The organism is Parashewanella spongiae (assembly GCF_004358345.1).
GTDB classification, from domain to species: domain Bacteria; phylum Pseudomonadota; class Gammaproteobacteria; order Enterobacterales; family Shewanellaceae; genus Parashewanella; species Parashewanella spongiae.
This window is the reverse complement of record NZ_CP037952.1, coordinates 5225201-5250535: the sequence shown is the minus strand read 5'-3', so window position 1 is coordinate 5250535 and position 25335 is coordinate 5225201. Positions and strand designations below refer to the sequence as shown.

General features: G+C 40.8%; 20 protein-coding genes. 16 read left to right on the top strand and 4 right to left on the bottom strand.

The features are described 5' to 3' along the window. Position 1: 1 nt before the first annotated feature. On the top strand, positions 2–337 hold the full coding sequence (locus E2I05_RS20795) for a hypothetical protein (RefSeq protein WP_121853796.1): 336 nt from the start codon (positions 2–4) through the stop codon (positions 335–337). Positions 338–430: 93 nt separating this feature from the next. On the opposite strand, the gene E2I05_RS20790 is transcribed toward E2I05_RS20795, so the two are convergent. After that, positions 431–1090: a DUF3313 domain-containing protein gene (locus tag E2I05_RS20790; RefSeq protein WP_170179660.1), complete on the bottom strand. Its 660-nt coding sequence runs from the start codon at positions 1088–1090 to the stop codon at positions 431–433. A gap of 525 nt (positions 1091–1615) precedes the next feature. Here E2I05_RS20790 and E2I05_RS20785 point away from each other — a divergent pair. The 15 genes from E2I05_RS20785 to E2I05_RS20715 all read left to right on the top strand — a co-directional run bounded on the left by E2I05_RS20785 (position 1616) and on the right by E2I05_RS20715 (position 21869). Beyond that, positions 1616–2335 (top strand): TetR/AcrR family transcriptional regulator, encoded by a 720-nt coding sequence (locus tag E2I05_RS20785; protein WP_121853794.1) that lies wholly within the window; start codon positions 1616–1618, stop codon positions 2333–2335. Between the two features lie 86 nt (positions 2336–2421). After that, the gene (locus E2I05_RS20780; protein WP_121853793.1) at positions 2422–3543 is read left to right on the top strand and encodes an efflux RND transporter periplasmic adaptor subunit; all 1122 of its coding nucleotides are present in this window, start codon (positions 2422–2424) and stop codon (positions 3541–3543) included. A gap of 2 nt (positions 3544–3545) precedes the next feature. After that, on the top strand, positions 3546–6602 hold the full coding sequence (locus E2I05_RS20775) for an efflux RND transporter permease subunit (RefSeq protein WP_121853792.1): 3057 nt from the start codon (positions 3546–3548) through the stop codon (positions 6600–6602). Positions 6603–7286: 684 nt separating this feature from the next. Further along, positions 7287–7523, top strand: coding sequence for an ABC-type zinc uptake system zinc chaperone (locus E2I05_RS22870; protein ID WP_243641085.1), 237 nt, complete (start codon positions 7287–7289; stop codon positions 7521–7523). Positions 7524–7773: 250 nt separating this feature from the next. After that, a complete protein-coding gene (locus E2I05_RS20765) occupies positions 7774–9000 on the top strand; it encodes a hypothetical protein (RefSeq protein WP_121853790.1) in 1227 nt (408 codons plus the stop codon). Further along, on the top strand, positions 8984–9886 hold the full coding sequence (locus E2I05_RS20760) for a metal ABC transporter solute-binding protein, Zn/Mn family (RefSeq protein WP_165905498.1): 903 nt from the start codon (positions 8984–8986) through the stop codon (positions 9884–9886). The genes E2I05_RS20765 and E2I05_RS20760 overlap by 17 nt, the downstream gene beginning before the upstream one ends. Next, a complete protein-coding gene (locus tag E2I05_RS20755; protein WP_121853789.1) occupies positions 9883–10653 on the top strand; it encodes a metal ABC transporter permease in 771 nt (256 codons plus the stop codon). Before E2I05_RS20760 ends, E2I05_RS20755 begins: the two co-directional genes overlap by 4 nt. 330 nt (positions 10654–10983) lie before the next feature. Beyond that, a complete protein-coding gene (locus tag E2I05_RS20750) occupies positions 10984–12483 on the top strand; it encodes a beta-propeller fold lactonase family protein (RefSeq protein ID WP_133309828.1) in 1500 nt (499 codons plus the stop codon). Positions 12484–13281: 798 nt separating this feature from the next. Continuing rightward, positions 13282–14916, top strand: a complete 1635-nt coding sequence (locus E2I05_RS20745) for a lactonase family protein (protein WP_121853787.1) — start codon at positions 13282–13284, stop codon at positions 14914–14916. A gap of 197 nt (positions 14917–15113) precedes the next feature. Next, positions 15114–15605 carry a TlpA family protein disulfide reductase gene (locus E2I05_RS20740; RefSeq protein WP_165905497.1) on the top strand — a complete coding sequence of 164 codons (492 nt, stop codon included), beginning with the start codon at positions 15114–15116 and terminating at the stop codon, positions 15603–15605. Continuing rightward, positions 15605–16270: a gluconate 2-dehydrogenase subunit 3 family protein gene (locus E2I05_RS20735; RefSeq protein WP_165905496.1), complete on the top strand. Its 666-nt coding sequence runs from the start codon at positions 15605–15607 to the stop codon at positions 16268–16270. The genes E2I05_RS20740 and E2I05_RS20735 overlap by 1 nt, the downstream gene beginning before the upstream one ends. Then, positions 16270–17982, top strand: a complete 1713-nt coding sequence (locus E2I05_RS20730; RefSeq protein ID WP_243641084.1) for a GMC family oxidoreductase — start codon at positions 16270–16272, stop codon at positions 17980–17982. The genes E2I05_RS20735 and E2I05_RS20730 overlap by 1 nt, the downstream gene beginning before the upstream one ends. 420 nt (positions 17983–18402) lie before the next feature. Continuing rightward, positions 18403–19779 (top strand): molecular chaperone, encoded by a 1377-nt coding sequence (yegD, locus tag E2I05_RS20725; RefSeq protein WP_121853784.1) that lies wholly within the window; start codon positions 18403–18405, stop codon positions 19777–19779. A 425-nt stretch (positions 19780–20204) separates the two neighbouring features. Continuing rightward, entirely contained in the window at positions 20205–20807 is a 603-nt protein-coding gene (locus E2I05_RS20720; protein WP_121853783.1) for a hypothetical protein, read from the top strand. A gap of 459 nt (positions 20808–21266) precedes the next feature. Next, positions 21267–21869: a hypothetical protein gene (locus tag E2I05_RS20715; RefSeq protein ID WP_121853782.1), complete on the top strand. Its 603-nt coding sequence runs from the start codon at positions 21267–21269 to the stop codon at positions 21867–21869. Positions 21870–22032: 163 nt separating this feature from the next. Here E2I05_RS20715 and E2I05_RS20710 read toward each other — a convergent pair whose 3' ends face one another. The 3 genes from E2I05_RS20710 to E2I05_RS20700 all read right to left on the bottom strand — a co-directional run bounded on the left by E2I05_RS20710 (position 22033) and on the right by E2I05_RS20700 (position 25295). Then, on the bottom strand, positions 22033–22542 hold the full coding sequence (locus E2I05_RS20710; RefSeq protein WP_121853781.1) for a hypothetical protein: 510 nt from the start codon (positions 22540–22542) through the stop codon (positions 22033–22035). Between the two features lie 697 nt (positions 22543–23239). Then, a complete protein-coding gene (locus E2I05_RS20705; RefSeq protein ID WP_133309449.1) occupies positions 23240–24373 on the bottom strand; it encodes an IS110 family RNA-guided transposase in 1134 nt (377 codons plus the stop codon). Between the two features lie 601 nt (positions 24374–24974). Next, entirely contained in the window at positions 24975–25295 is a 321-nt protein-coding gene (locus E2I05_RS20700) for a PH domain-containing protein (protein ID WP_121853506.1), read from the bottom strand. Between the last annotated feature and the right edge of the window lie 40 nt (positions 25296–25335).

Sequence of the window (25335 nt, the reverse complement as noted above, 5' to 3'; positions counted from 1 at the left end):
CATGAGTTTAGTGTGTTCACATTGCAGTAAAAGTATTCGAGTCACCAAAGTGGAGCAACATCGCGGTGAAGGATTGGCAGCGCAAATTCGTTGTTATCATTGTGAAGCGTGGCTTGGCAAAAGTGCCCGAGTAGCAAAAGTAAAAATGATCAGTTTTTACCTTGTCGTTGCGCTTGCTGTTTTGGGTTACAGCTGGGAGGAATATCGTACTCTAAGTATCATTGGTGCTATTTTAGCCGGAATGACACTATTGGTGAGTCACTTTATGGATCACCTCTTTACTGTTGAAGCGCCTGAGCAAAAAGATAACAGTGACGAATTACGTAAATATCGATGATAATTGCCCCTCAACAAATCGAAGTGTTAGGGCACCATATCTAGATATATCCAGATAGACAAACTTGGCACCCACAAGGAGTTTGCTTAAAACCTATTGTTGGTGGCGCTTGTCAATGAGCGCTTTGTAGTTGGATAGTTGGCTATCAAGCTGCTTCATCCAACTGTCAATGATAGTCATGGTATGAGTGTTGGATAATTGCTCGGTATCATTTTCTAGTTGCTCAGCTTCGTCATTAAAAACTGTTGTGGCGAGTAATGTATTGGTATTGGCTAAGGTGACTTTGGTCTCAAACCGTATTTCAACATCTTCATCACGGATCCCAGTTAAATATTTTAATGTGCCAATTGCTGCACCAACAGGGAGAACTTCTAAAGGCGAGATGCCTTCAGGAGATATGATGATTTGAGTAATAGCGGGACTCAGTACAAAAGTTCGCTCATCAATAGTATCTGTGACAGGAAAGTAACGGCTCACCGTCATGTTAATTTTTTGGTCAATAAAGGCTTTGATTTTATCAGCATTTTCCTGAGTGATTTGGCTGTGCATAGCCAGCTTTGGATAGTAAATCACTGGGTTGATGTAGATATTTTCAGGCTCAATAGGCTTAAAAACACGATTTAACTTATGAGAAGCCCAGTAATACTGAGTCACATCATTATCATTTTTAATCTCAGTGAGGTTTTGATAATTAGGTAAAAAACCATTTTCAACTTTTGAAAAGTCAGGCTTTGAACTACATGCTGCAGTCATTGCGAGTAACAAAAAAATAAAAGAATATTGTAAATTTTGGCAGAACTTCATGATCAACTTACCTCTTAATAGTTATGTACAACAAGTGCATTTGAGCCCCAAAAGAAATCAAATGCAGGAATAGGAGTGTTAATCCTAAAAACATCAGCTGAACGCTGAGTATATGAGTAACTGTTTGAGCAATAAGATGACTTTATCATAATGGCTTTCACCCAATGAGTGAAGTGCTCTACGCTCACAAGCTTGCTAAAAAGACTATTATCTGCGTTGTAACTTTTGCAAGTAAAATAACTGTTTGCTGCAAGCTACGCCTTACTATTAGCCATTTTTTCTACGCTTGAGAACGCAGTCAACTGATGTTTTTAGGTTAATTAGAATCGGTGTTTTGGATAAAGTTCGAAATTAAATAAGTGCTCAAGGCAACAGTTCTAATTATTGTTTGATAATTACAATAATTTGCTCTTGCAATTCACCTTTGTAGCCACCACAATCTCATTCGAATATCATTCGAATGAGATTGTGGTTATGTGTCCAGCCCCTAAATACTCCCTTGAACAGCAAGCTGAGATGATCAATCGGGCTGCAGTTAGCGTCATCGAAAAAAGCTCTTTATTGGATTTTAAAATGACGGCAATAGCCAAAGAAGCAGGCTTATCAGTGGGTTCGCTTTATAAATATGTCCAAACCAAAGAAGATGTGATCATGGCACTGGCTTGTGACATGTTTGAGCATTTTCATGGTGTGGCGACACAAATATATCAGCAACCACTGACCATGCCCCAAAAAATGATGTCGTTCATGTTGTTGGTACCTGAAAAATCGCAAAAATACTCATTTGATCTCGATTTAGAAATTTTAGCCACCAGCGAACCTGTGCTTAGGCGCTCATCATCAAGGTGGAAAACTCAGATGTTAGCGTTTGAAGACAAAATGGAAAGTCTTTGTCAAAGTAAAACCCGTGAGTGTTTCGAGTCTGGAGAATATTTAGGTGAGGATGAGACAGAAATCCAAGAATTGAGTGTAGGAAATTGGGCGATGTCGATGGGCTTCAAACAAATTCGTAATCACCAAGGTTTTATGAACGAGCACTGCCAATTGGGTAAAGAAAGTGTAATTTGTCAACTGAGCGAGCATAGTATCAAAGCCATGATGCATTATTTAAATGCCTACCCTTGGAAGTATCCGTTAACTGAATCAGCAATTGAAGAAACGAAAATATCTCTCAGTAAGCTCGGATTATGTTAATTCATTACCATGCTTACTGAATCAATGAAAAAATTATTATTAGTATTGAGGTCGAACGTGTTCGGCTGTATGAAAAGGAACGTGTTATGTCCAATGTAAAGTCGCTTCGTAATTGGAGTTTAACTTTAGTCGCAATTGCAGCGATGAGTTACGGTTTGTACCACTATAAATCGTCTGAAATTGAGGCTATGTCGGCGCAAGTTCAGCCAGAGTTTCCTGAGCCCGTTGATGCCATGATGGCGAAGTTTGTTGATTATAAAGAATTAATAAAAGTCCCTGCCGAAGTCGTTGCACCAGATGCTGTCATGCTCACTAGTGAGCTTGCAGGCAAAGTCATCGTGATGAATCTAGAAAACGGCAAAACAGTCAAAAAAGGTGAACTGTTACTGCAACTGGACATCAGTGAAGAACAAGCCAGCTTAAAAACGGCGCAAGCACGAGTTGACTTAGCCAGAGCTGAGTTGAAACGAACCAAAGCCCTAAGTAAGCAGCAATTGGCTTCTGTGAATGAATTAGATCAAAAAATCGCAGACATCAAAATCAATCAAGCCGAAGTGGATCGGATAAAAGCAATTATTAGTAAAAAGACCGTTAAAGCCCCGTTTGATGGTGTGCTAGGGCTGCACAATTTATCGGTTGGGGAATACCTCGCGACAAACAGTGAAATTACTAGCTTAGTCGCAAATCGTGGTCACGTATGGATTGACGTCAATTTGTCGCAAACTCAAGCTCGTTTACTCAGTGACGATACGCTTCAATTGGCGATAAATGGCCAAGTCCAGCCATTGTACGCCGAGGTTATCGCTAAAGAGCCTATCATTGAATCACGCTCTCGAAGTTTGAAACACAGAGCAAAATTAGTTTTAGATACCAAAGCAAACTTAACCCCTGGTGAGTTTATTGAAGTTGTTATTAAGCAAGGCCACGCTGTGCCTATGATTGAGCTTCCTAAGCAAGCGGTATTGAGACAACAAGGCACACGATATGTGTATGTTTTAGTTCCAGAGGCTGGAAAAGCAGGTCAATATCGAGTGCAACGTCGTGACATTACCTTGTTTCAAGAGAATGCGACAGACAGTTTTATTCAATCAGGTTTAAAAGAAGGTGAACAAGTGGTCACCAACGGGGCATTTAAGTTGTACCCCAATAAACTGGTTAATATTCGTCAAACTCAAGTGACGCAAGCAGACGCTAACGTTAAGGGATAAGCATGTCAGATTCTAAGTTTACCTCACGGATCACTGATATTTTCGTGAATCGGCCTATTTTAGCGGTTATTTTATCATTGACTTTAGTGATTATTGGCAGCATTTCGGCCATGAAATTACCGGTGCTGCAATACCCGCAAATTGAAAGTTCTTCGTTAATCATTGATACGGTATATGTTGGTGCTTCAGCGGAAGAAATCCAAGGGTTTGTCACAGATCCAATTGAAAAAGCCGCCGCGACCATTTCTGGTGTGGATTATATCAGCTCAGAATCCACATCTGGCGCAAGCAAAGTTACTGTTCAGCTCGAATTAAATGCTGACAGTACAAAGGCGCTGGCCGAAATTAATACTCGGTTAAGCCAAATTCGGTTTGAGTTGCCATCACAATCGCAAGATCCCAGTGTGACAGTGACTCGTGCTGACCGTCCATTTGCTTCCTTTTATTTATACGCCGATACCAAAGAATTCAGCCGTGCTGAATTGAGTGACTACCTTGTACGTCAAGTGAACCCATTGCTGAATGCGCTTCCCGACGTGCAAAGGGTTGGACTAGAAGGTGGTCGCTCGCCCGCTATGCGCATTTGGCTCAACCCCACTAAAATGGCGGAGCTTAATGTCAGCAGTAATGATATTCAGCAAGCCTTAGCCCGAAACAACGTAGCAGCGACCATTGGACGTACAAGAAACCCTGCTCAGCGTATTGACTTAGTGGCGAATACGTTATTAAAAGATAAAGCCAGTTTTGAACAAATCACCATTAAAGAAGTAGGCGATCGAAGCATCAAGTTATCGGATATATCGCGAGTAGAATTAGGATCTGAACAAGCCGCCGCTGAAGCAGGGTATAACTTAACAAATTCGGTTTATGTATCTATTTTCACTCAGCCCGGTGCCAATGAAATCGCCATTGGGGATAAATTGTATGAACGTCTAGAGACAATAAACAAGGCATTGCCAAAAGATTTAAAGCTGAAAGTCGCTTATGACGCGACCAAGTACATGCGCGAATCAATTAAAGAAGTGTTCACGACCTTGATTGAAACGATTGTACTTGTCGGTATTGTTATTTTGGTGATGATGGGGTCTTTCCGCACGGCATTAGTGCCACTTATTACGATTCCGATTTCAATCCTTGGTGCAATTGCCGCAATGACCATGATGGGCTTCTCGCTTAATCTGTTGACCTTACTCGCGATTGTATTATCAGTTGGTTTGGTCGTGGATGATGCGATTGTGGTGGTGGAAAATGTCGCCAGGCACATGCGAAATGGTATGAGTGGGCCCAAAGCCGCACTGCTTAGCTCACGTCAGCTGTTTACTCCGATTATCGGTATGACAATTACCTTAGCGGCAGTTTATGCGCCTATTGGTTTCTTGTCTGGCCTTACGGGCGTGTTATTCAAAGAGTTTGTATTTACTTTAGCTACCGCGGTATTGATGTCAGGTCTAGTGGCTTTAACCTTGTCACCAATTATGAGTGCTAAAGTGTCTCCTGAAGGGGGAAAAGAAGGGAAAATCACTCGTAAAATTAATGCTCAATTCACTCGTTTAGAGACCGCTTACCGTGCATTGCTGCAGCGAGTATTCCAATCTCGTCCTCAAGTGATTGTGCTGGCTATTTTTATTACGTCGTTGATCATTCCGTTTTATTTGTTCTCCAAGTCAGAGCTCGCGCCAGTGGAAGATCAATCGAGCGTACAAATGTTCATTGAGACACCACCAGAGTCGACCTTGGAGTACACCAGTGAACAAATGAAGACCATTGTGGCTTCTGCAATACAAACTCCAAACAGTGTGGGCATGTGGCATTTGGTGTTTGGTACATCAGGATTTGGTGGGCTGAATTTTGTGCCCGTTGATGAAAGACAACAAAACATTCAGCAATTACAAGGGCAGTTGTTCGGTTTACTGAGCCAATTCCCACAAGTCACCGCGTTTCCAATTTTACCGGCAGCATTGCCTACTTCAGGGCAATTTGATGTTGAGATGGTTGTGACCTCGTCGGTACCACAACCAGAAATGGCCGGCTATGCGCAACAATTGGTTTATGCAGCGTTCCAAAGTGGTAATTTTTTGTTTGCTGATACGGATTTAAAAGTAGATTTACCGCAAATTGGTTTTCAGTTTGATAAAGCTAAAATTGCTGACTTAGACATGACCATCAGTGATGTAAATGAACAGCTGTCTTTCTTGTTGTCAGACAATTACGTCAATCGATTCAACTTAGACGGTAAAGCATATAAAGTTATCCCGCAGGTTGAAGAGCGTTTTCGTAATGATCAACAAGGTATTTTACAGCTGCAATTGACCACGCCAAGTGGCGATTTAATACCTTTATCGAGTATTGCTACGGTAAGCTCGAAAGCGGCGCCACGTAAACTGACGAAGTTTGGCCAACGTAATTCATTTAGGATTTACGGTGGTATTAATGGCGGAAGTACCAAAGAGCAAGCATTAGCGTCATTAGAAAAAGCTGCGGCCCAAATTTTACCAGCAAGTTACAGTATCGATTATGTCGGTGAATCTCGTCAGATCCGCAGCGAAGGTAACACTTTAGTCGGCGTGTTAGGTGTAGCATTAGTGTTTGTATTCTTTGTGTTGGCGATTCAGTTCAACAGCTTTAGAGATCCATTAGTGGTGTTGTTGGGGTCAGTGCCGCTGGCTTTGTCTGGCGCACTATTACTGTCATTCACTAACTTTACTACCATCAACATATACTCACAGATTGGTTTGATTACTTTAGTGGGGCTGGTGGCGAAAAATGGTATTTTGATTGTTGAATTTGCACGACACTTACAAATGGAAGGTAAAAGCCGTTCGGACGCTGTGATTGAAGCGGCTGGGGCGCGTTTACGACCAGTACTGATGACTACGGCGGCAACGGTATTGGGCCATTTCCCACTGGTACTTGTGACCGGAGCAGGTGCGGCAGCACGTAACAGTATTGGTTTAATTTTGGTGGCTGGTATGCTGATAGGCACTTTCTTTACCTTGTTTGTATTGCCAGTAATTTACTCATATATAGCCCAAGAGCATAAGTCAGAAGTTCATGAGTAGTCGTAGTAACCAAAGTAAAGCAAAAGCCCGTGAATGCGTAATGCTGGTTAGTTAAGATAAATCTAGAGCCAATTATCGTCGCTCCTGCGAAGGCAGGAGCCTAGCGACATTGACTTTGTATACAAAAAAGCAAAGGCACTAGGGTCTGTTGATCTTTCGTGATTATTTTTGCAGCGATAAATTGGTTATTTTATGCAAGGCAGAGTTTGTGAGGTTTGGTTATTATCGACATACAAAACTGTCGTTACTTCGTTGCCAGCCTGCGCTGGAGTGACGAGAACTCATCGGTATACTTTCTTTCGCAACCTTCCTTAAAACCTACGTTCCGCACCTGTATTCGATTGAAAAATAATTAAATTTAAATGGATAAAGCAAATGGAACTTCATTCTATATAAAATACAAATTTCAACTATTTGAAAATAAATAGGAATTTTAATAAATCGTAAGTTATTGATATTTGAAGTTGGTTATTAACCTGTTGAAATTTTAATGTTTTTATTTGATTTAAAAGGTGCGGAATGTGGGTTAAAAGTCATAACTTTGATTTTTCTGCGCAGAGTTATTGATTGATATTTACAGCTTCGTTTACACTAACGAGAATGTTATTGTGATTAGCGGATAGTTTAGTGCGATTTTCTCTTCGAAGTCAACGAACGTGGGCAATATGGCTAAGTGCTATATTGATGCTGCTGTCGTTTGCGGCTTCAGCGCACTCAGTGAGTCACATTAATGATGGCATTAATGGTCATTGTACGCTGTGTTTTCATCAGCATCAGCTCAGTAATGCTGTAAAAAGTTCAAGCTTATCCTTACCTTTTATTCCTCAAGGATATGAGCGTCAGCAGTTCGAGTTACAACCTTATTTTTCTTTCACCACAACGGCTTATTCCAGCCGTGCTCCTCCAAGTTTCCTGCTCTAGTTTTTATTCACAAATTAAAGTGTTTTCTTGCGATAGCGGGCTTAATCCATTTATTGGAAAGCGCGTTGTTGCTTATGAATATTGATTAAAGCTTCTGCCATAAAGATAGTTCATTGAGCGTAATACTATTTCACACGGTTACTTGTATGAATAGTGTGGTTTGCGAGTCTTGAACTCAGAATACTCAATCTTGTATTTTTGGCAGAGCAATACGTCGGTGGCGGTTTTACGCTGCCGATAAGGAAGAGTTATGACAGCTAAAATTAACGTTTCAAAATTAGGTTTGTTCACTGTTTTGCCTATTGCTTTTGTGGCTAATGTACAAGCGAAAAATCCACAAGATTCAGGTTTGAATATTAGCGGTGTGCTCAATGGTTACTACCAAAATTCTGAGAAAGTGCTTTCAGAAAAGGCTGAGGGTTTTGGACTGGGTGAGACAGAATTGGCATTAAGTGGTGCGGTTGATAATGCTTTTTACGGCAAACTGACCAGTGTTATTGAATCGGCTGATGGTGATACCGAATTTGAAATAGAAGAAGCCTTTATCCAAACTCAGGCTTTACCAAATGGTTTTTCGGTGCGTGCTGGCCGTTTTATGTCAGACATCGGTTATTTGAATAATCAGCATTTACATACAGACGCTTTTGTCGATAGACCTGCTGCCTATCGAGCTTTCTTAGGCAGTCATTATTTTGATGACGGTGTTCGCATTGATTACATCGCACCAACAGATATTTATTGGGCCATAGGGATTGAGGCCTTTAAAGGTCAAAAACTGCAAGCTGAAGAACTAAAAGGTGAGGCTAAATCAGTAGGAGCTTATACCTTTTACAATAAATTTGGTGGTGATATAGGTAATAGCAGTTCGTGGCAGTTAGGGCTAAGTTATTTACGAAATGAAAACGGCCAAGCATTCGCCGCTGAGCATCATGATGATGAAGCAGATCATGACGAGCACGAAGATCATCATAATGATGAGCATGAAGGTGAACATGACCACGAAGAGCAAGCAGGGCATAACCATGGAGCCTCTTTTACTGGTAAAAACTTATTTAGTGCAGACGTTGTTTATAAATGGGCGCCACAGGGTAATTATAAGTATCAGCACTTAACATTAAGTGGTGAGTATTTCCGTTTGACCGACATTTTCCTTGCTGAAGAAATCGAGCACCAATCGGAATTGGATAAAGATCATCAAGCTTGGTATATCAGTGGTGTTTACCAATTTTCACCTCAGTGGTCGACAGGTGTACGATATGGCCGTATTGATACTTATCATTTACATGAAGAAGTGTTAGAAAGCGCCAGCTTGAAAGAGACTGAGCTGCAACTTTCCTATCATCATAGCCATTTTTCGACGATCCGTTTGCAATACACTCATCAAGACGGTACTGAAATGTTCTTACCAACGAATGAAAATAGCATTACTTTGCAATTTATCATGACACTAGGAGCTCACAGTGCACATCAATTCTAAACTACTCTTGGCAACAGCCCTGCTTGGGCTGAGTCAAATGACCCATGCAGCCCTAAATGTGTTTGCTTGTGAGCCAGAATATGCAGCTTTAGTTAAAGAACTTGCACCGGATGCTAAGGTATATTCGGCAACGACTGCGTTGCAAGATCCGCATCATATTCAAGCTAGACCTAGTTTAATTGCCAAGATGAGACGGGCTGATTTAGTGGTTTGTGCGGGCGCGGATCTTGAAATTGGCTGGTTACCTGTATTGCAAATGAAAGCGGCCAACGCCAGAGTTCGTGACAAAAGCAAAGGCTTGTTTTTTGCTACTGAGCAAGTTGAGACCTTAGACAAACTGGACAAGGTCGATCGGAGTATGGGAGATGTTCATGAAAAAGGAAATCCACACGTACACTTCGATCCTAATCGGTTATTGCTCATCGCGAAAGCACTGATGAAACGACTGAGCCATGTCGATCCAAGTCAATCAGTCCATTATCATCAACAATACGAGGTGTTTGAGCATAAATGGCAACAAGCCATAACACGTTGGCAACAAAAAGCGATAGCTCTGCAAGGCAAAAATGTTATTGCTTACCACAGCAGTTTTCGTTATTTGTTTAAATGGTTACAAATCAACCAGGTGGATGATTTGGAGCCAAAGCCTGGGCTGGCTCCAACCACAAGTCATTTGGCACAATTGCTGAAATCAGCGAACAACCAGCGTGTGACAGCAGTGATATTGACTTCTTATCAAGATACTCGGGGCGGAGAGTGGCTATCCAAGCGAGCAAAGATCCCAATGGTTGTATTGCCTATGTCCATCGGTGGTAATGATGACAGTCAAGATCTTTTTAGTCTCTATGACAGCGTGATTAATTTGTTGCTAGAGAGTGGGCAATGATGGATTTTGATATGTTGCTGCTTTTAGTTCCAGCTTTGATTACCGGAATATTGGTGCTTTCAACTCACGTGTTGTTTGGACGACAAGTGCTCAAGCGGGGCATTATTTTCATCGATTTAGCCATTGCGCAAATTGCGGCTTTGGGAGCTATTTTTGCACGAACACAGCATGATTTAACGATGTTGCCGTTTGTTCAAGTTTGGTTGCCTGCGGTATGCGCAGTAGTCGGTGCCTTGTTGATTGCTCAATTAGCTAAATACTTTGCTGACGAGCTTGAAGCCATGATCGGCAGCTTATATGTACTGGCCGCCGTGTTTGGTATGCTGATTTTGGCCAAAGATGCACATGGTGCAGAGCTGCTCAAGCAACTAATGTCTGGGCAAATTTTATGGGTAAGTTGGGAGCAATTGTTGCTGCCTAGCATTGTGTATGGCGTAATTTTGCTGACTTTGATAATGCGTCCATCCTTGATGCATGGCAGAGGCTTTTATTTGCTCTTTGCATTGGTTATTACTTTATCTGTCGAGTTAGTTGGCGTGTATTTAGTGTTTAGCAGTTTAATTTTGCCTGCTCTGGCGGTAAATAAAATGATGAATCTTAGTGCTATATGGTGGGCCTATGGGGTTGGTATGATGGGCTATTTACTGGGGTTGTTATTGTCAATGACATTTGATTTACCCAGTGGCGCAATGATTGTCGTTTGCCTCAGTATGGTGACGATTGCATTTCGGGTGCTATCCGCTAAAAAATCACTAAAAAATTCATAACTTACCTTCCAAGACTGAATGCAGCCTTAATGGCTGCTTTCTATTTTTTACCGCACAATGTTTGTGTGATCTGTGTCACAACATTAACTAAAGCGTGATGGGAGTATCGCCTTCGGTTGTGCTCTGTTCTTAGCTCGATTTCATCTTATAGAACAACACTATGGAGGCAGGATTTACATCAAAAGTTCGTGTTCCTCATGAAATATACGAAGTGGACGGACGTTTTAACTGATGAGAGAAACATAATAATCACTGCCCCACATTAACTGTTTCTAAGTGGATCACTCAGTGACCATAGAAGCACCTATCAACGTCGCTAGTGAGAGAATTATGAAGAATCGAACTGAACATGTTTCTCAGGGATGGAAGGTATTAATTTTAGGATGTTTAGCCCTGCTTGTTACGGCTTGCGGATCTGGTAACTCAAATACTGTGAGCCCAACAAACCCAACCAAGCCAGGTGGTGGTAGTGAAAATAGTAACAATGGTAACAATGGCTCTCCAATCAGTGGTTATTTATATACCACAACAAATGGTGAAGCGGATAATCTCGTGTTACGACTCACTCGACATGAAGATGGAAGCCTAACAGACGAAACCAAATATGAAACTAATGGTATCGGTGACGCGAACCGTGGTGCAGGTGGTGATGCTCATGGTGATTTCGACTCACAAGGTGCGGTGCAAATTGTGGGTGATTATTTACTGGCTGTGAATGCTGGCGATGATTCTATTTCAGTTTTTTCGATTGATAAAAGCAACGGCGATTTGACCATCATGGGCAACAACGTATCTTCTGGTGGTCAACGTCCAGTTAGTATTGCTGCGGTTAAGAAAAGTGGAGAAGCGGATAAATACTGGGTGGTTGTTGCCAACCAATGGGATAACCCTAATGTTCAAAAGGGTGGCGATGGAGAAACATCTGCTGAGTTTTATCCAAGTCCCGAATTTTTCTCTCCTCTACACAATTTAATTGCCATTCATTCTACTGATGAAGAGCGTAATATCACATTATTTAGCTTCGATGCGTCAGAAGGCAAACTTACCGAAGAGCGTGTACTTGATAAATACCGCCGGGAGCATGGTGGCCCTGCGTCGATCACTTTTTCTGATGACGGCACCAAACTTGCGGTATCCACGTGGGGGATTGCACATTTACATACTGCAACACCTTTGCTTACGAATGAATCTGGCAATATGAAATATCAACGCCGTAGCCGTGTTTATGTGTATAACTTTAATAAATCGACGGGGAAAACTGCACATAGGCGCCAGTTCGATCAGTCTGGTATTTCAGGTACGATTGGGATTAATTGGGCGCGCAGTAATGACTCAATTGTATACGCCAGTAATTTCAATCTAACTAATGATATGAAAAATAATGGCCTTACTGTATTAAAAGATGCGGGTAATGTGGTTTATAAAGCACAAAACTTTAAAACAGGACCAGAAAATGTGGTTGATGAAGCTTGCTGGACGGTATTGAATCCAGAAGGCTCTCGTTTGTACGTTTCAAGCTTTGGTTCTAACTCGATAACAGCATTTAGCTTAAACAGTGACGGTAGCGTCAAACAAAATCTGGCTGTCGAATTACGAGGAGATGCGGTACCAGCGGGTGATTCTAAAGACATGTACATTACTTCTGATAACAAGTATCTCTATAACCTAGGTGCATTTAACACTTTCTCAATGAACACGTTTGAAATCACGGATACTGGTTTAACGTACAAGTCACAATATCAATTTAATGAAACAAAAGACGAGCAAGGTAACGCAGGGGCATATAACTTCCTTGGTCTTGCTGGATTTGATGTTCAGTCTGCTAACTGATTTGGTATCGACAATGAGTGTCAAACCAAACTAATTAGCGGCAAAATAACAAAAAACCAGAGTTTCTTGCTCTGGTTTTTTTATGCCTTGAATACCCACACAGCGTCACTATCTTCAACCTAAATAAATCGGTTGGGAGCGTTCATATACGCAGAAAAAATTATTGATAGCAAGGCATGAATAGCAGCAAGTAGTGGTTACCGACATACAAGACTGTCGTTACTTCGTTTCTACTTGCAAAATTTATAACGCAGCTAGTGGTGATTTTGGCAAGTATATGAATGTTAAGCACTCACCTGATGGGTGAATTCGGGTTGTTTAATCTTGTATTTAACTTTAATAGATTAAAGTTAAATTGTGCGTTCAACTGATATATTTAGGTTCAAACCTTTTGTTCGTTTAATGTCACATTGTCGGTTCTGCTTTGTGTGCTGCAGATCACAACATTAACTCTACTAAAGTGGAATCATCTGGCGTCCTAGTGCAGTTTCCATTGAACCTAGAAACATTCAGTTGACTGCGTTCTCAAGCGTAGAAATAATGGTTGAAAGCAAGGCGTAACTTGCAGCAAGTAGTTGTTCTACTTGCAAAAGTTACAACGCAGATAACAGTCATTTTAGCAAGCTTGTGAACGTAGAGCACTTCACTCATTGGATGAAAGTCATGATGATAAAATCATCTTATTGCTCAAGCAGTTACTCGTATACTCAGCGTTCAACTGATGTTTTTAGGTTGAATTATTCAACCCGATCTGATGCTCATTAAAGCTCGTAACTATTTACAAGTGAGACAATTATTATGCAAAAAGTGACACAAAGTAATAAGTTGTTTTCTCATGGATGGAAGATTCTATTTTTTGGCTGCTTAACCGTGTTGTTAAGTGCGTGTGGCTCTAGCAATAAAAGCAGTACAACTAACCCCACAGACCCAACAGCAAAAGCATTAGGGTTTATCTATACCACAACAAATTCTCAAACCAGTGAAGGCGCAACCAATGCCGTACTTAGGCTAACACGCTATGACGATGGTAGCTTAGCCAATGAATTAAGTTTTCCAACGGGCGGCACGGGTGGAGCGAATAACAATAGGGGAGATATTCATGCTGGTGGTGACGCTCGTGGCGATTTTGATTCTCAAGGTGCAATTCAAATCATTGATGGTACTGAAAATCGCTATATGTTGGTGGTAAATGCTGGTGCAATGAGTGCCGATAATAGTCATGGAAGCATTAGCGTATTTTCAGTAGATAAAACGAATGGTGACTTGGCATTAATAGGTACGCCTGTTAATTCAGGAGGTACTCGACCAGTAAGTATTACTTATACACCTAAAAAACACACTGATGGACAAATAATTGACAATGAATATTGGGTGGTAGTCGGTAACCAATGGGGGAACCCGAACGTACAAAAAGGTGGTATCGATAAAGAAGGTAATAGTGAGGGGGATCTCGAACGTTACCCAAGTAACGATTTCTTTTTTGATGGAATTGGAAATCGTAAGGACTTGTCAGAAGAAGACAATTCAGATAATTTTCGTAATATAACACTCTTTAGTTTTGATACCAGCAATGGACAACTAACAGGAGTCGAAGAAAACGATGAACTGCCTAGAGGTAAAGTTCTTGATACTTATAATCGGAAGTACGGTGGTCCCACTACCGTTACATTTTCTGAAAATGGAAAAAAGCTAGCCGTGTCAACTTGGGGAATTGCACATTTTTATACTAATAATCCAAGAGCTAGAACGAATTCGGTAACAGGAGAAAGAGAGCAAAGAGAGAGCAAAATCTATGTTTATGATTTTGATGCAATGACCGGTGCTATATTAAACAATCGGAGGGAGAAGGGAATAGAAGGTATCGCAGGCACAATAGGCATCAGTTGGGGGCACGAAAGCAGTGATATCATCTATGCAAGCAATTTCAATCTATCAAAAGATTTGAGAAAGGATTGGGGGTTAACCGTATTTGATGATAGTGATGGCATTTCATTGAAAAATCCTAAATTTGGAGGGCATTTTCCAACAGCACCAGATGATGATATCGATGAAGCATGTTGGACTGCAGTAAGTCCCGACGGCAGTCGTTTGTACGTATCCAGCTTTGGTACAAATGTGATCAGTTTTTACAAAATAAAAAGCAATGATGTCATTGATGATTTAATATCTTTCACCCGCCGCAGGGATACAGCGCCTGCAGGAGATACCAAAGACATGTACATTACTCCGGATAATAAATATCTGTACAGCATTGGTGCATTTGAATCATTCTCTATGAATACTTTTGAGATCACAGAAAGCGGCTTGGAATACAAGAGCCAGTATATTTTCGATGAAACTAAACCTAATGAAAATGAAACACCTGAAGATTACCGTGGTAGATACAACTTCCTAGGGCTTGCAGGTTTTGATCTTGCGAGCACGACAGAATAATGTTCACTGATAGACCTTCTCGCCAGAGCCTAGTCTCTGGCTTTTTTTGTTTTAGATCATAATTTGTGTCGCTAACAAAAAGAGTTTGAATGAAAACCTTCAACTCACCTTTCTCTACTACTAAGATTATCTCAAACGATCACAGGATGATGATGAGAAACATGATAGTAAAATGGCTATTTATTTTTGGCTGCTTGATGACGACGCAAGTTGCAGCAACAGAAATTTCGTCTCAGTCTAAAAAATTTTTGGCAGTAGGTGACGTTGCACCTCAGTTTGTTATACAACGCCTTAATGGCAGCCAATTTTCATTAGCGGACTACAAAGGCAAAAAGCCGGTGTATTTAATTTTTTGGAATACTTGGTGTGGCTACTGTATAAAGAAAATTCCTAAAATTAATGCCATCGCTAGGCAATATAGACAAGATATTGAAATATTAGCCATTAACACATCATGGAGTGATAATCTCGGTGCCATCAGCGAATTTCAAACCGAGCATCAAACGGATTACCCAATGGCCTTTGATGATGAGGCTGTGATAACTAAAAGCTACCATGTTTGGGGCGCACCGACTGAATTTATTATTGATATCAATGGCGTTGTTGTGCACCGAGATAATATTCCCGATGCGTTTGATACACACATTGCCCGCTGGCAAAAAACATCATGTCAGCAAGAGGTGTGCTAATGAGCTTATTTCACTTTAAAGTAAAATCAGCATCACTTGAGCCTGCAACGCCTATGTTTGCAAAAGGACTGAGTCGCCGTCAGTTTTTGCAAAGCACCTCTGCGTTAACATTGCTTGCCAGTGTTGGGCTAACAAAGCCCTCTTTGGCTACTGAGCAAGTCTCAAGTAGTTCGGAGATTGAACTCCTCGCGAACAATTTTAAGGCAGCTAAAGTATCGTTTAGCGCAGAGCAAACTCGCGTGATTAAACAAGTGCAATTGCTGTTATTTCCTGATGATGGCAATGGCCCTTCGGCCGCCGATTTAGACGCTTTTAATTACTTAGAGTGGGCGCTGGCCGAACCCAGTAATCAAGACGATGGTGATAAAGCTTTTATTATAAAAGGGCTAGGTTGGCTGGAAGATTCGGCCAATAAACATTACCAAAATGCATTTATTGAGTTGTCAGAACAAGATCAGCAAGCATTACTTGAGCGTGTAAATCGCAGTCAAACGGGTGAAAACTGGTTATCACTCTTGCTTTATTATCTGCTTGAGTCCGTGACGCTCGATCCTTTATATGGTGGAAACCACAATGGAGTCGGTTGGCAGTGGATCGAGCATCAGCCGGGTTTCCCGCAGCCAACGCGTCAAACTCACTATCAAGTTTTTGAGGAAGATAGTTAATGAACCCAATGCCAGTGAGAGAAAAGTTATTAGGTACGGTTAAAGCTGATTACGATGTGTGCATTATTGGCAGTGGTGCAGGCGCTGGCCCTGTGGCATTCGAACTCGTGAACGCGGGTTTTAATGTGGTTATGCTTGAAAAAGGCAAATGGTACGACGAACGTCATTTTAAAAAAGATGAACAACTCGCTCGTCATCGAATTTTTAAGTCTCAATTTGATAAAGAGCGCCATGTGCTTGAGGAGCCTGACGGTGATGGTGGATGGAGTCGTGATACCACAGGGCAGTTTTGGGGCGGTAATGTGGTGGGCGGTGCCAGTAATTTCATGAGCGCTTATTTTCATCGCTTAAAGCCGACTGATTTTCGTTTATTATCTACCTATGGAGCCATAGAAGGTGCGACAGTTGCCGATTGGCCCATCAGTTATCAACAACTTGAACCTTATTACGATAAAGTTGAAAAGATCATTGGTGTGTCAGGGAATGCGCTCAAGCATCAATTTTTAGAGCCTCGGTCTAGCGAAAATTACCCTATGCGGCCGACTGCAGAGCATCCCATTGTCAAGTTGTTTGACCGCGCTTGCAAAACACTTAAGTTTACCCCGCTGCCCATGGCACGAGGCATTTTGACGAAGCCAATGAATGGGCGCAATAGTTGTGAATATTCGGGTTACTGTGGCAGTTACGGCTGCCATTCAGGCGCTAAAGCCAGCTCAAGGGCCGCTTTGCTTGACAGTATTAAAGACAAATCAAACTTCACCTTATTGACGCAGTCGAAGGCTTATCGGCTAAATTCGGATAAAACAGGTCAAGCGACCTCTGTAGATTACTTTGATGCGAAAGGTCGCAGCAAATCAATCACCGCGAGTCGGTTTGTAGTGGCGTGTTATTCCATTGAAAGTGCACGATTGCTATTGACCAGTGTGGGGGAGAAACACCCAAAAGGGTTGGGGAATAATCACAGTCAGGTTGGTAAAAATCTGCATTGTTGTGCAGGCGGTACAGGGCACGGCATTTTTAATTTGACTGAGCGAGATGATAAATTCGCAAAGGCGATGAAAATACGCGGCCCGTTTTTCAATCGTTTTTTACAAGACTGGTATCAAATCGATGATAAAGCGGTATCGGCCAAACCCATTAAAGGCGGTACTCTTGATTTTGTGTTTGATCCACCGTCACCGACCTCTGATATTAGTGGCTTAAAATGGCAGTCCAACGGCGAATTATTATGGGGCAGTCCTTTGAAACAAAAAATCAAAGCGCATTTTACCCAAAGCAAAGATTTTAAATTCGAAGTATTTTGTGACTGGCTCACCCATGATGAATGTTACGTCAGCTTAGCGATGGATGAAAAAGATGCGTGGGGCATCCCAGTTGCTAAAGTGACGGCTGGCTTTCATCCACATGATGTCAAAGTAGCGCAATACTTGGTTGATAAAGGCGTTGAGGTGATGAAAGCTATGGGAGCCGATGAAGCTTATGGCAATGTATGGACATCGCCGACGTCAAACTTAATGGCTGGTGGATGTCGCTTTGGGAATGATCCTAAAACCTCAGTATTGAATGCCAATTGTCAAGTACATGACTGCGACAATGTGTATGTCACTGATGGCAGTTTCATGCCTAATGGTGGAAGCGTGACACCGACATTAACCATTTATGCCAATGCATTTCGAGTGGCGGATAAGATAAAAGCCAGCTTGGTTTCTTGATGATTTCTTTAAACCTAGAAACATCAGTTGACTGCGTTCTCAAGCGTAGAAAAAATGGCTGATAGTAAGGCGTAGCTTGCAGCAAGTAGTTACTCTACTAGCAAAAGTTACAACGCAGATAGCAGCCATTTTAGCAAGCTTGTGAGCGTAGAGCACTTCACTTATTGGGTGAAAACCATGATAATAAAATCATCGTATTGCTCAAACCGTTACTCGTATACTCAACGTTCAATTAATGTTTTTAGGTTAAATGAGTTGAAACCTTGTCAGCGTTTCAACGCTAACAAATCAACAGTATTCCCTGAACAATATCTGGTGTATCCTACGCGGCTTTTCATTGGTTAAGCTTTGTACTCTGGTTAGAAAATTGCTGAAATAGGCTATTTCTATCGATTACAAGTGTGTGTATTGAGGAATGTCATGTTCATTGGTTTTGATTACGGTAGTGCGAATTGTTCTGTGGGAGTAATGACAGAAGATAAAGTAGAGATGTTGCCGTTGGGGGACAATAGTCACTACATGATGTCCACTTTGTATGCAATGGACAAAGCCTTAATTGCTGAAGCCGTTTACCAAAATATACCAGTTGAACAAAAAAATGATTATGCCAAAAAACGCTCTGCACAGTTAAGCCAAGCTCGCCAAGCACGTTATGAGCTCGACTTACTCCCCAGCGAGCAAGCGGTATTCATTGGCAAAGCGGCATTTGATGCTTACATGGAAATGCCTGAAGAAGGCTTTTATGTACGCTCGCCGAAATCATTTTTAGGGGCGACTGGACTACAAGTCTCACAAATGGCGTTGTTTGAAGACATTGTCACTTTAATGATGCAAGAGGTGAAGCAAAAAGCGCAAACTCAGTTGGGAAGGAAGATTACTCATGCCGTGATAGGTCGGCCAGTGAACTTTCAAGCCATTGGCGGAGAAGAAAGCAACAAGCAAGCGGAATCTATTTTACGCATTGCCGCAAAACGGGCTGGTTTTGCCGATATAGCCTTTTTATTTGAGCCGTTAGCGGCGGGTATGGATTTCGAAGCGACCTTAAATAAAGAGCAAATGGTGTTAGTCGTTGATGTGGGTGGTGGTACCACCGACTGCTCGATGGTAAGAATGAACCCTGAAAGAATGGAGCAACTGGATCGTAAAGCTGATTGCTTAGGTCACAGTGGTCAGCGTGTAGGTGGAAACGATTTGGACATCGCCCTAGCAATGAATGGCTTTATGCCAGAATTTGGACTTGGCAGCAATTTGGTTACTGGTCGGCCGATGCCGCAACAGGTATTTTGGAATGCCGTTGCTGTGAATGACATCAACGCCCAGCGAGAATTTGCATCCTTGGCGACCAAGACATTATTAACTGAACTAAAACAAGATTCGGTGGCTCCAGAGATGTTGTCTCGGTTGCAAACCGTTCAGCAACAACAACTGAGCTACCAAGTTGTCAAAACCGCTGAAAGCACCAAAATTGCCTTATCAGATCAAGCACAATTGAGTGTTAAGTTGCCATTTGTTGATGGTCAACTTGCTATCGATTTAACCCAGACGGACTTTAAGCAAGCCATTGAATTTCCTATCGCCCGAGTTGAAGCATTAATGCAGCAAGCGGTTGAGCAAGCTGGCGTTCTGCCTGAAGTGATTTATGTTACTGGAGGCACAGCGCGTAGCCCCGCTATTTATGAAAAAATTAGCCAAGTTTATCCAAATGTTGAAGTGGTGGTCGGTGATCATTTTGGCTCAGTCACGGCTGGCTTAGCGAGATGGTCACAGCGGCTATTTTCGTCTCATGTGGACAAGTGATTTTGTGTGTTGGCAGGTAATATCAATTACAGTAATTAAATTCCCAGCTCAGAGCTATGTATGTTTTCAAAGTACAAGTGAAATTGATGAAGACATAGTTATTACCGACATACAAAACTGTCGTTATTACATTGCTACGTTGAGACAATTTTGTGTAGTAATTTGAACACATACAAGCTCCCGAAGGGCAAGGCTAAAGGATTCCATTACTAGGTTACAAGTTTTTGAATTATCCCGACAAAAGCACGAAGTGCGTTGAACGCTAGCTTTGTATGGCGGCCGTAGGGAATATAGTACTTCAAACTTACGCCTTGTACTGAAATCCTTTAGCTCTTACTGAGTGGGAAGTTAATTACTGTAATTGGTATAATTCATAAAGAGTTCAACTAAAGTTATCTTATGCCTATTTAACAAGACTAATGTGTATGCCGCGATTACCAGCCTCAGCAGATAACATCGATGTGAGAGAAGGCTCTGTAATTAAAAGAGAGCCTTTATCTGATTTTTTGCAGCGTTTTAAGGTGTCGGGGATCAACCGCATCCCTAAAAATGAGTTTGATACCATTCCACAATTGCTGTCAGTAAAAACTCATCTTGCTCATCAGCTTTCTGCCAAAGCACGTATGTTTATTCGCTTTACCTTAGAAAAAAATAAAGCCGCTGAAATGAACAAACATTACTTAGTGTTACCAATCATCAAGTCTGGGGTCGATTTGCCCGAGCAAGCATATGTAGCACCAATATTGTCTACTGAACATGCAATGATTTATCGTGCCGTTAAGGTTATGAATAACGTCAGTTATGCTCAAGTTACTGAGCTAGCCACTATGGATGAATTAGATTTTAACCACTGCGTAGCCACGATTAATGATGTGAGCAGTTTGCAGCAAGATATCTTGAAACGATATCAACAAAGTCGCCCATTTTTAACCGAACAACAAATAGTGAATTTAGGAGTGGGCATCGTTTGGCTCTCTCTTGTTGGCTTTGTTGATTCTAAAACGGATCACATTGTGATGTTAGACTAATCTTCTTCGAAATTTATTAACGTCGTGGGCTTTCCGTCAAAAAAACAAAAGAGAGCTCTACAGCAAACCCTCTCTTGGCTCTCTCTCTACCACCCCGCGAAATTGAAGTTTTATTGTCATACTCGCGAAGGCAGGTATCCAGAGACTATGAATTTTCCAACGAGAATGTCGGTGATGATTAAGCGAAACTAGCGTTAGTTGGCGCGCCGTTTGCGACTTTTAAATTCCGTAGTAACTTCAATTAAGTGGTGTAAGTTGGGAGAGTTTCATTTGAAATAATTTAAATAGTATGCTGTATGCAAACTGAATAAAAACACAATAAAGTTGATTTGAATAAAAAAATAATGGAAATTTAAATTAAATCAATTTTATCTCATTTTTTATACGGTGATGAAGCAATACAGTATTAATGGCTTACATCCTCATTGATGAATTTTAGAGTACAAAAGTAGGAAAAGTATGGCTTGCTCTTTGTTATGTAACTTTAAAAATAGCACTGTAGATTCAGGTTTAAGATCAATCGCTCCCTGTTCTATACAACCAGCTGATGTATCTAGAGAAAAAGTAACCATTAGATCAAAGTGCTTCACTTACCATCTTTCTCCTTCAAATAGTATATTACACGCTCTCACATTTTCTGAATCAGAATACCAAGGGCTTACTGGAGTTCCTTTTGAAAGAAAGTCAGTAACATCAGCTTTTGTTACAGCTTACGTTAGTGATTTTGGTTGTATTAATAAGGACAATATAGGTAGTATTCCAATAGCTGGAAACAAAATTTTTAATCATGGCTGTGATAGTAGACATAAACCAACTATTCACAAGTTCATACCTGATGGGCATGCTTTGGAAACTCACTGGCATTTTGAAGTTGATGAGCATACTCAATGGGGATTAATTGAAATTCTCCTTAATTTTTTTAGTGGGCAGAAAACAGATACTAATAAAGTTATTTTGGAGCGAATAAAGCAATGTCCAATGACATTAAAAGAGTTTGACTATCCTATTATCGCCACGTATTCAGATAAATCTATAGTTGAAAACTTTGTTGCTAAAAAATAACTGTAAGATACTGAAAATATTATAATTGAACATAAGGCTTCAGGAAACTGCTGCTGGCAAGCTTTTGTCCAAACTCTTGCCAGCCACCAAGCTGGCAATTTTCTGCCCCAAAACGTATCATCTTAGCCTTCCTTGGCTCACAAATACTCAGTCTTGAAGAGGTTTACTTAACGAACTGAATAACCTGCTTACCACCTATCAAGCTAAATGTGGCAGAGTATTTCAAATCGTTTGGTGGGATTGTAGCAACAACTGATAAAAATTTCTTACTCTCAGAATCTACTTGATCCAACGAGTTAAAAAGGAAATTTACGTTTTTTGTATCTACGTTACCCAAACCAGTGTCCCAACCAAATACTTGATTTTCTATGCAAGGAGACGAAGCTGATAATTGTTGTCCATTGCCATCTGTAATATTAAAGTTTGCTATGGTTCCATCAAGACATCCCCCCTGTTGAGAAAATAAAGCTGCACATTCTGATTGGCCTTTTAAACAGGTAACCAGAAATATGTACTCTCCACTACGAGCATATCCGTATTTAGCTTGATTATTTTGGCCTATCATCCAATCACCAACAGGCGTATCAAATTGATTGTCATGCAAAGCTTGATTAAGTAGAGAAGCATGCACGTTTACCGAAAGCAATAATAATGTTAGAGCTAAAGTTCTCATTGTAATTACCTCAAAAAAGTCAATAAAAATTTAAATGAATGTCATTACTACCTCCTTTAAATAGCTTTCTAGCTGTTAAAAATACAAAAATACTTAGGGTCTGTTGATCTTTCAGGATTAAATTTTGTGCTATTTGAGCATTTATCTGTTCAAGGCGTGAGCAGTGATGCTTAGCCATCTAAGTGAGCTGGTCACAACACAGAACAGTGAATGCTCAAAAGCATCGAAAAAAGAGAGAGCGTAAATTGGTCGCTCTTTCTAAATAAAAGGTGCTGCGTTATCGTTTTCTTATTTGGAAACGAAGTAACGACAGTTTTGTATGTCGATAATAACCAAACCTCACAAACTCAGCCTTGCATAAAATAACCAATTTATCGCTGCAAAAACAATCACGAAAGATCAACAGACCCTTCTATGAGGACATCTTTGTCAAGCCCTTCAGTTTTTAATTTATTTCATTCAGTTTCTCTGGTTAAAAGTGTTGCTCAGGTTTTGTTGTGTCAGCTTAATGGCTAACCACCTTCTATCCGTTCTGACTTTAGTCAGTCACCTTAAATTGCATGCGCATTATCACGCCTAACCTGAATAATGATACTAACTCTTCTAGAAAAACGATTTAGCCTTGCTTATCAAGGGGCTGTACAGTTAGCATCGAACAACGCTTTACTACATTTTACTCTTTACTTGGTTATTTTGATTAAAGTGACATCGTTGCACCTGATGGCACTTCTCCATGCTCTAAATACTTCCACAGTTTGATAAGAAGTTTACGTGCCATAGCAACAATGCCGATGCGTCTCATTCGTTTACTGCCATGAGCGAAACGCTGTTCGAACCATAAACTCAATTCTGATTTGGGTTGATACCGTAACCAAAACCAACTGAGTTCAACCATAATCTTTCGTATTCGTCGATTACCTGACTTGCAAATGCCTTGCTCTCTTTGACTGTCACCACTATCGTAAGGCGTTGGTGTCATTCCTGCACAAGCTCCCACTTGTTTAGCGTTTTTAAATTCTCGCCAATGGAAAAACTCTGTTACTAATACCCAGCTCGATTGCCAGCCTACGCCTTTAAGCTGCATGAGCTGATTAATTTTTTGCGATGCGTCATCACAGTCATCAAGAACACGTTGTTTTTGTAATTTCTCAATTGCTTTAATTTGCTTGTCGACAATTTCATGCCTATCAAGTTCTCGCTCTATTTCCGTCACTAAATCTGTCGGTAAAGGCTTATTGAGAACCGCCGTCTTAAGTTGATTAACTTTCCCCTTTAGTTTAGAGATATTTTCCACGCTGATACCATGCAAACACAGAAGTGACTTAATTCGTGCGCTGTGACTGCCACGCTCTTTTACTAATCGTTCTCGCTCTCGGTTAATTCGTCGCTTATCTTCAGCTTCTACATTTGGAACATTGATGATATTTAAAGCTTCTTGCTCTCCAGAGTGATAACGCATCAGTAAGCGGAGCAAAGCAATCACATCAACTCTATCGGTTTTGACTTTCTTCTGTTTTCGGCTGACTTCAATACTGGCTGAGTCAATCACATGATTTTCGATGCCGTCTTTAATTAACGCTCTGTGTATCCAGAATCCGTCTCTACCTGCTTCGTAACAGCTAATGACTTTGCAGTTTTCAACGCAGAATAGCTTTTCTTTTGCTAAGGCTATTTCATGATGTAGGGCTTTCCAGTCTCGGGAATCAATCGTTTTGACTCTCTTTTTTTCACCATTTGAAAAGCCAAGCTTCCAAGTTTTACTGCTAAGTTCAAAAGCAATGTACAAATTAACAAATTTTGCGTTATCTTTTACTTGAAGGACGGTGCTCATAATATTCCCCTTGTGTTGTGGTAACTAAAGGGTAGTTGAGTTACTGTCCTTCATAGTTTCTAGAAGTGGCTCAAAGTATTTTTTGAAATCTTTGAGCCATATGAAACATAAGCTCAATATACTCTGGTAAGTGCTTTCAAAAACATGAATATTTCTTAATTTTGTTTGGTTGAGCACTTTGTAAAGAATCATACTGAGTACTTTATAATTGCAAACACAACAACTTAATGTGCTGTTTTTTCTCTCCTGAGTAACACATTTTTGTCCCAAAATGAGTTTCTAGAAAGTTACCCAACTACTTTTAAGGAACTGTCCCTAAATAACTTCCCGATTTGTTACTGCTTAAAATTGCCAGTATCAAGGCGCGAAGAATGAAGTTTAGTTATTCTAAATGAAAGATGAGTAACGCAGAGAGTGGCAATTTTAAGCGTAACCCTTTGGGCTGTGTTTATTTTTGGCTTCTACTGTGTTGTCGAAAGCTTATGTAGAGTAACTACACCACACTTTCTTCGCCTTGTATAAGCTCAAAAATAAACGACAGCAAAACAGGGAAGTTATTTTGGGACAGTTCCTAACTGGCTCAACTATCGAGCCAACGCTACTAAAAATTCATGTTTTTCTTTAGGTGAAACCATAATTTTCTGATGGGTACCGAGGTAATGGAATCAATCACGACTTTCCACTTAAATGGGCCGTTTTTAATCATGAGGGTGTGAGCGGGATCATCGACAATATAACGTGTTCCACACAGTAACCACAATGGCAAAAAGACACCAATAACGACAGACAATGCAGAGAGTAAATAAGTCTGTGATATTGGTTTTTCCACAATCATCATTACAGCCGCAACTAGGCTTATTGTCATTATCAATAAGAAAATGATGAGTAGCCAAGCATCAATTTTCGACTTAAAGACTTTCATGTTTCCTCTTATCCCACGTCAAGCCTATTTTATATACCGT

Excerpts from the sequence above, each read along its gene's own strand:
- E2I05_RS20735 (WP_165905496.1), top strand. The coding sequence starts at position 15,605 with ATGAGCTTATTTCACTTTAAAGTAAAATCAGCATCACTTGAGCCTGCA.
- E2I05_RS20750 (WP_133309828.1), top strand. The coding sequence starts at position 10,984 with ATGAAGAATCGAACTGAACATGTTTCTCAGGGATGGAAGGTATTAATT.
- E2I05_RS20765 (WP_121853790.1), top strand. The coding sequence starts at position 7,774 with ATGACAGCTAAAATTAACGTTTCAAAATTAGGTTTGTTCACTGTTTTG.
- E2I05_RS20775 (WP_121853792.1), top strand. The coding sequence starts at position 3,546 with ATGTCAGATTCTAAGTTTACCTCACGGATCACTGATATTTTCGTGAAT.
- E2I05_RS20710 (WP_121853781.1), bottom strand. The coding sequence starts at position 22,542 with ATGAGAACTTTAGCTCTAACATTATTATTGCTTTCGGTAAACGTGCAT.
- E2I05_RS20740 (WP_165905497.1), top strand. The coding sequence starts at position 15,114 with ATGACGACGCAAGTTGCAGCAACAGAAATTTCGTCTCAGTCTAAAAAA.
- E2I05_RS20705 (WP_133309449.1), bottom strand. The coding sequence starts at position 24,373 with ATGAGCACCGTCCTTCAAGTAAAAGATAACGCAAAATTTGTTAATTTG.
- E2I05_RS20780 (WP_121853793.1), top strand. The coding sequence starts at position 2,422 with ATGTCCAATGTAAAGTCGCTTCGTAATTGGAGTTTAACTTTAGTCGCA.
- E2I05_RS20720 (WP_121853783.1), top strand. The coding sequence starts at position 20,205 with ATGCCGCGATTACCAGCCTCAGCAGATAACATCGATGTGAGAGAAGGC.
- E2I05_RS20790 (WP_170179660.1), bottom strand. The coding sequence starts at position 1,090 with ATGACTGCAGCATGTAGTTCAAAGCCTGACTTTTCAAAAGTTGAAAAT.
- E2I05_RS20785 (WP_121853794.1), top strand. The coding sequence starts at position 1,616 with ATGTGTCCAGCCCCTAAATACTCCCTTGAACAGCAAGCTGAGATGATC.
- E2I05_RS20755 (WP_121853789.1), top strand. The coding sequence starts at position 9,883 with ATGATGGATTTTGATATGTTGCTGCTTTTAGTTCCAGCTTTGATTACC.
- E2I05_RS20745 (WP_121853787.1), top strand. The coding sequence starts at position 13,282 with ATGCAAAAAGTGACACAAAGTAATAAGTTGTTTTCTCATGGATGGAAG.
- E2I05_RS20700 (WP_121853506.1), bottom strand. The coding sequence starts at position 25,295 with ATGAAAGTCTTTAAGTCGAAAATTGATGCTTGGCTACTCATCATTTTC.
- yegD (WP_121853784.1), top strand. The coding sequence starts at position 18,403 with ATGTTCATTGGTTTTGATTACGGTAGTGCGAATTGTTCTGTGGGAGTA.
- E2I05_RS20795 (WP_121853796.1), top strand. The coding sequence starts at position 2 with ATGAGTTTAGTGTGTTCACATTGCAGTAAAAGTATTCGAGTCACCAAA.
- E2I05_RS22870 (WP_243641085.1), top strand. The coding sequence starts at position 7,287 with ATGCTGCTGTCGTTTGCGGCTTCAGCGCACTCAGTGAGTCACATTAAT.
- E2I05_RS20730 (WP_243641084.1), top strand. The coding sequence starts at position 16,270 with ATGAACCCAATGCCAGTGAGAGAAAAGTTATTAGGTACGGTTAAAGCT.
- E2I05_RS20715 (WP_121853782.1), top strand. The coding sequence starts at position 21,267 with ATGGCTTGCTCTTTGTTATGTAACTTTAAAAATAGCACTGTAGATTCA.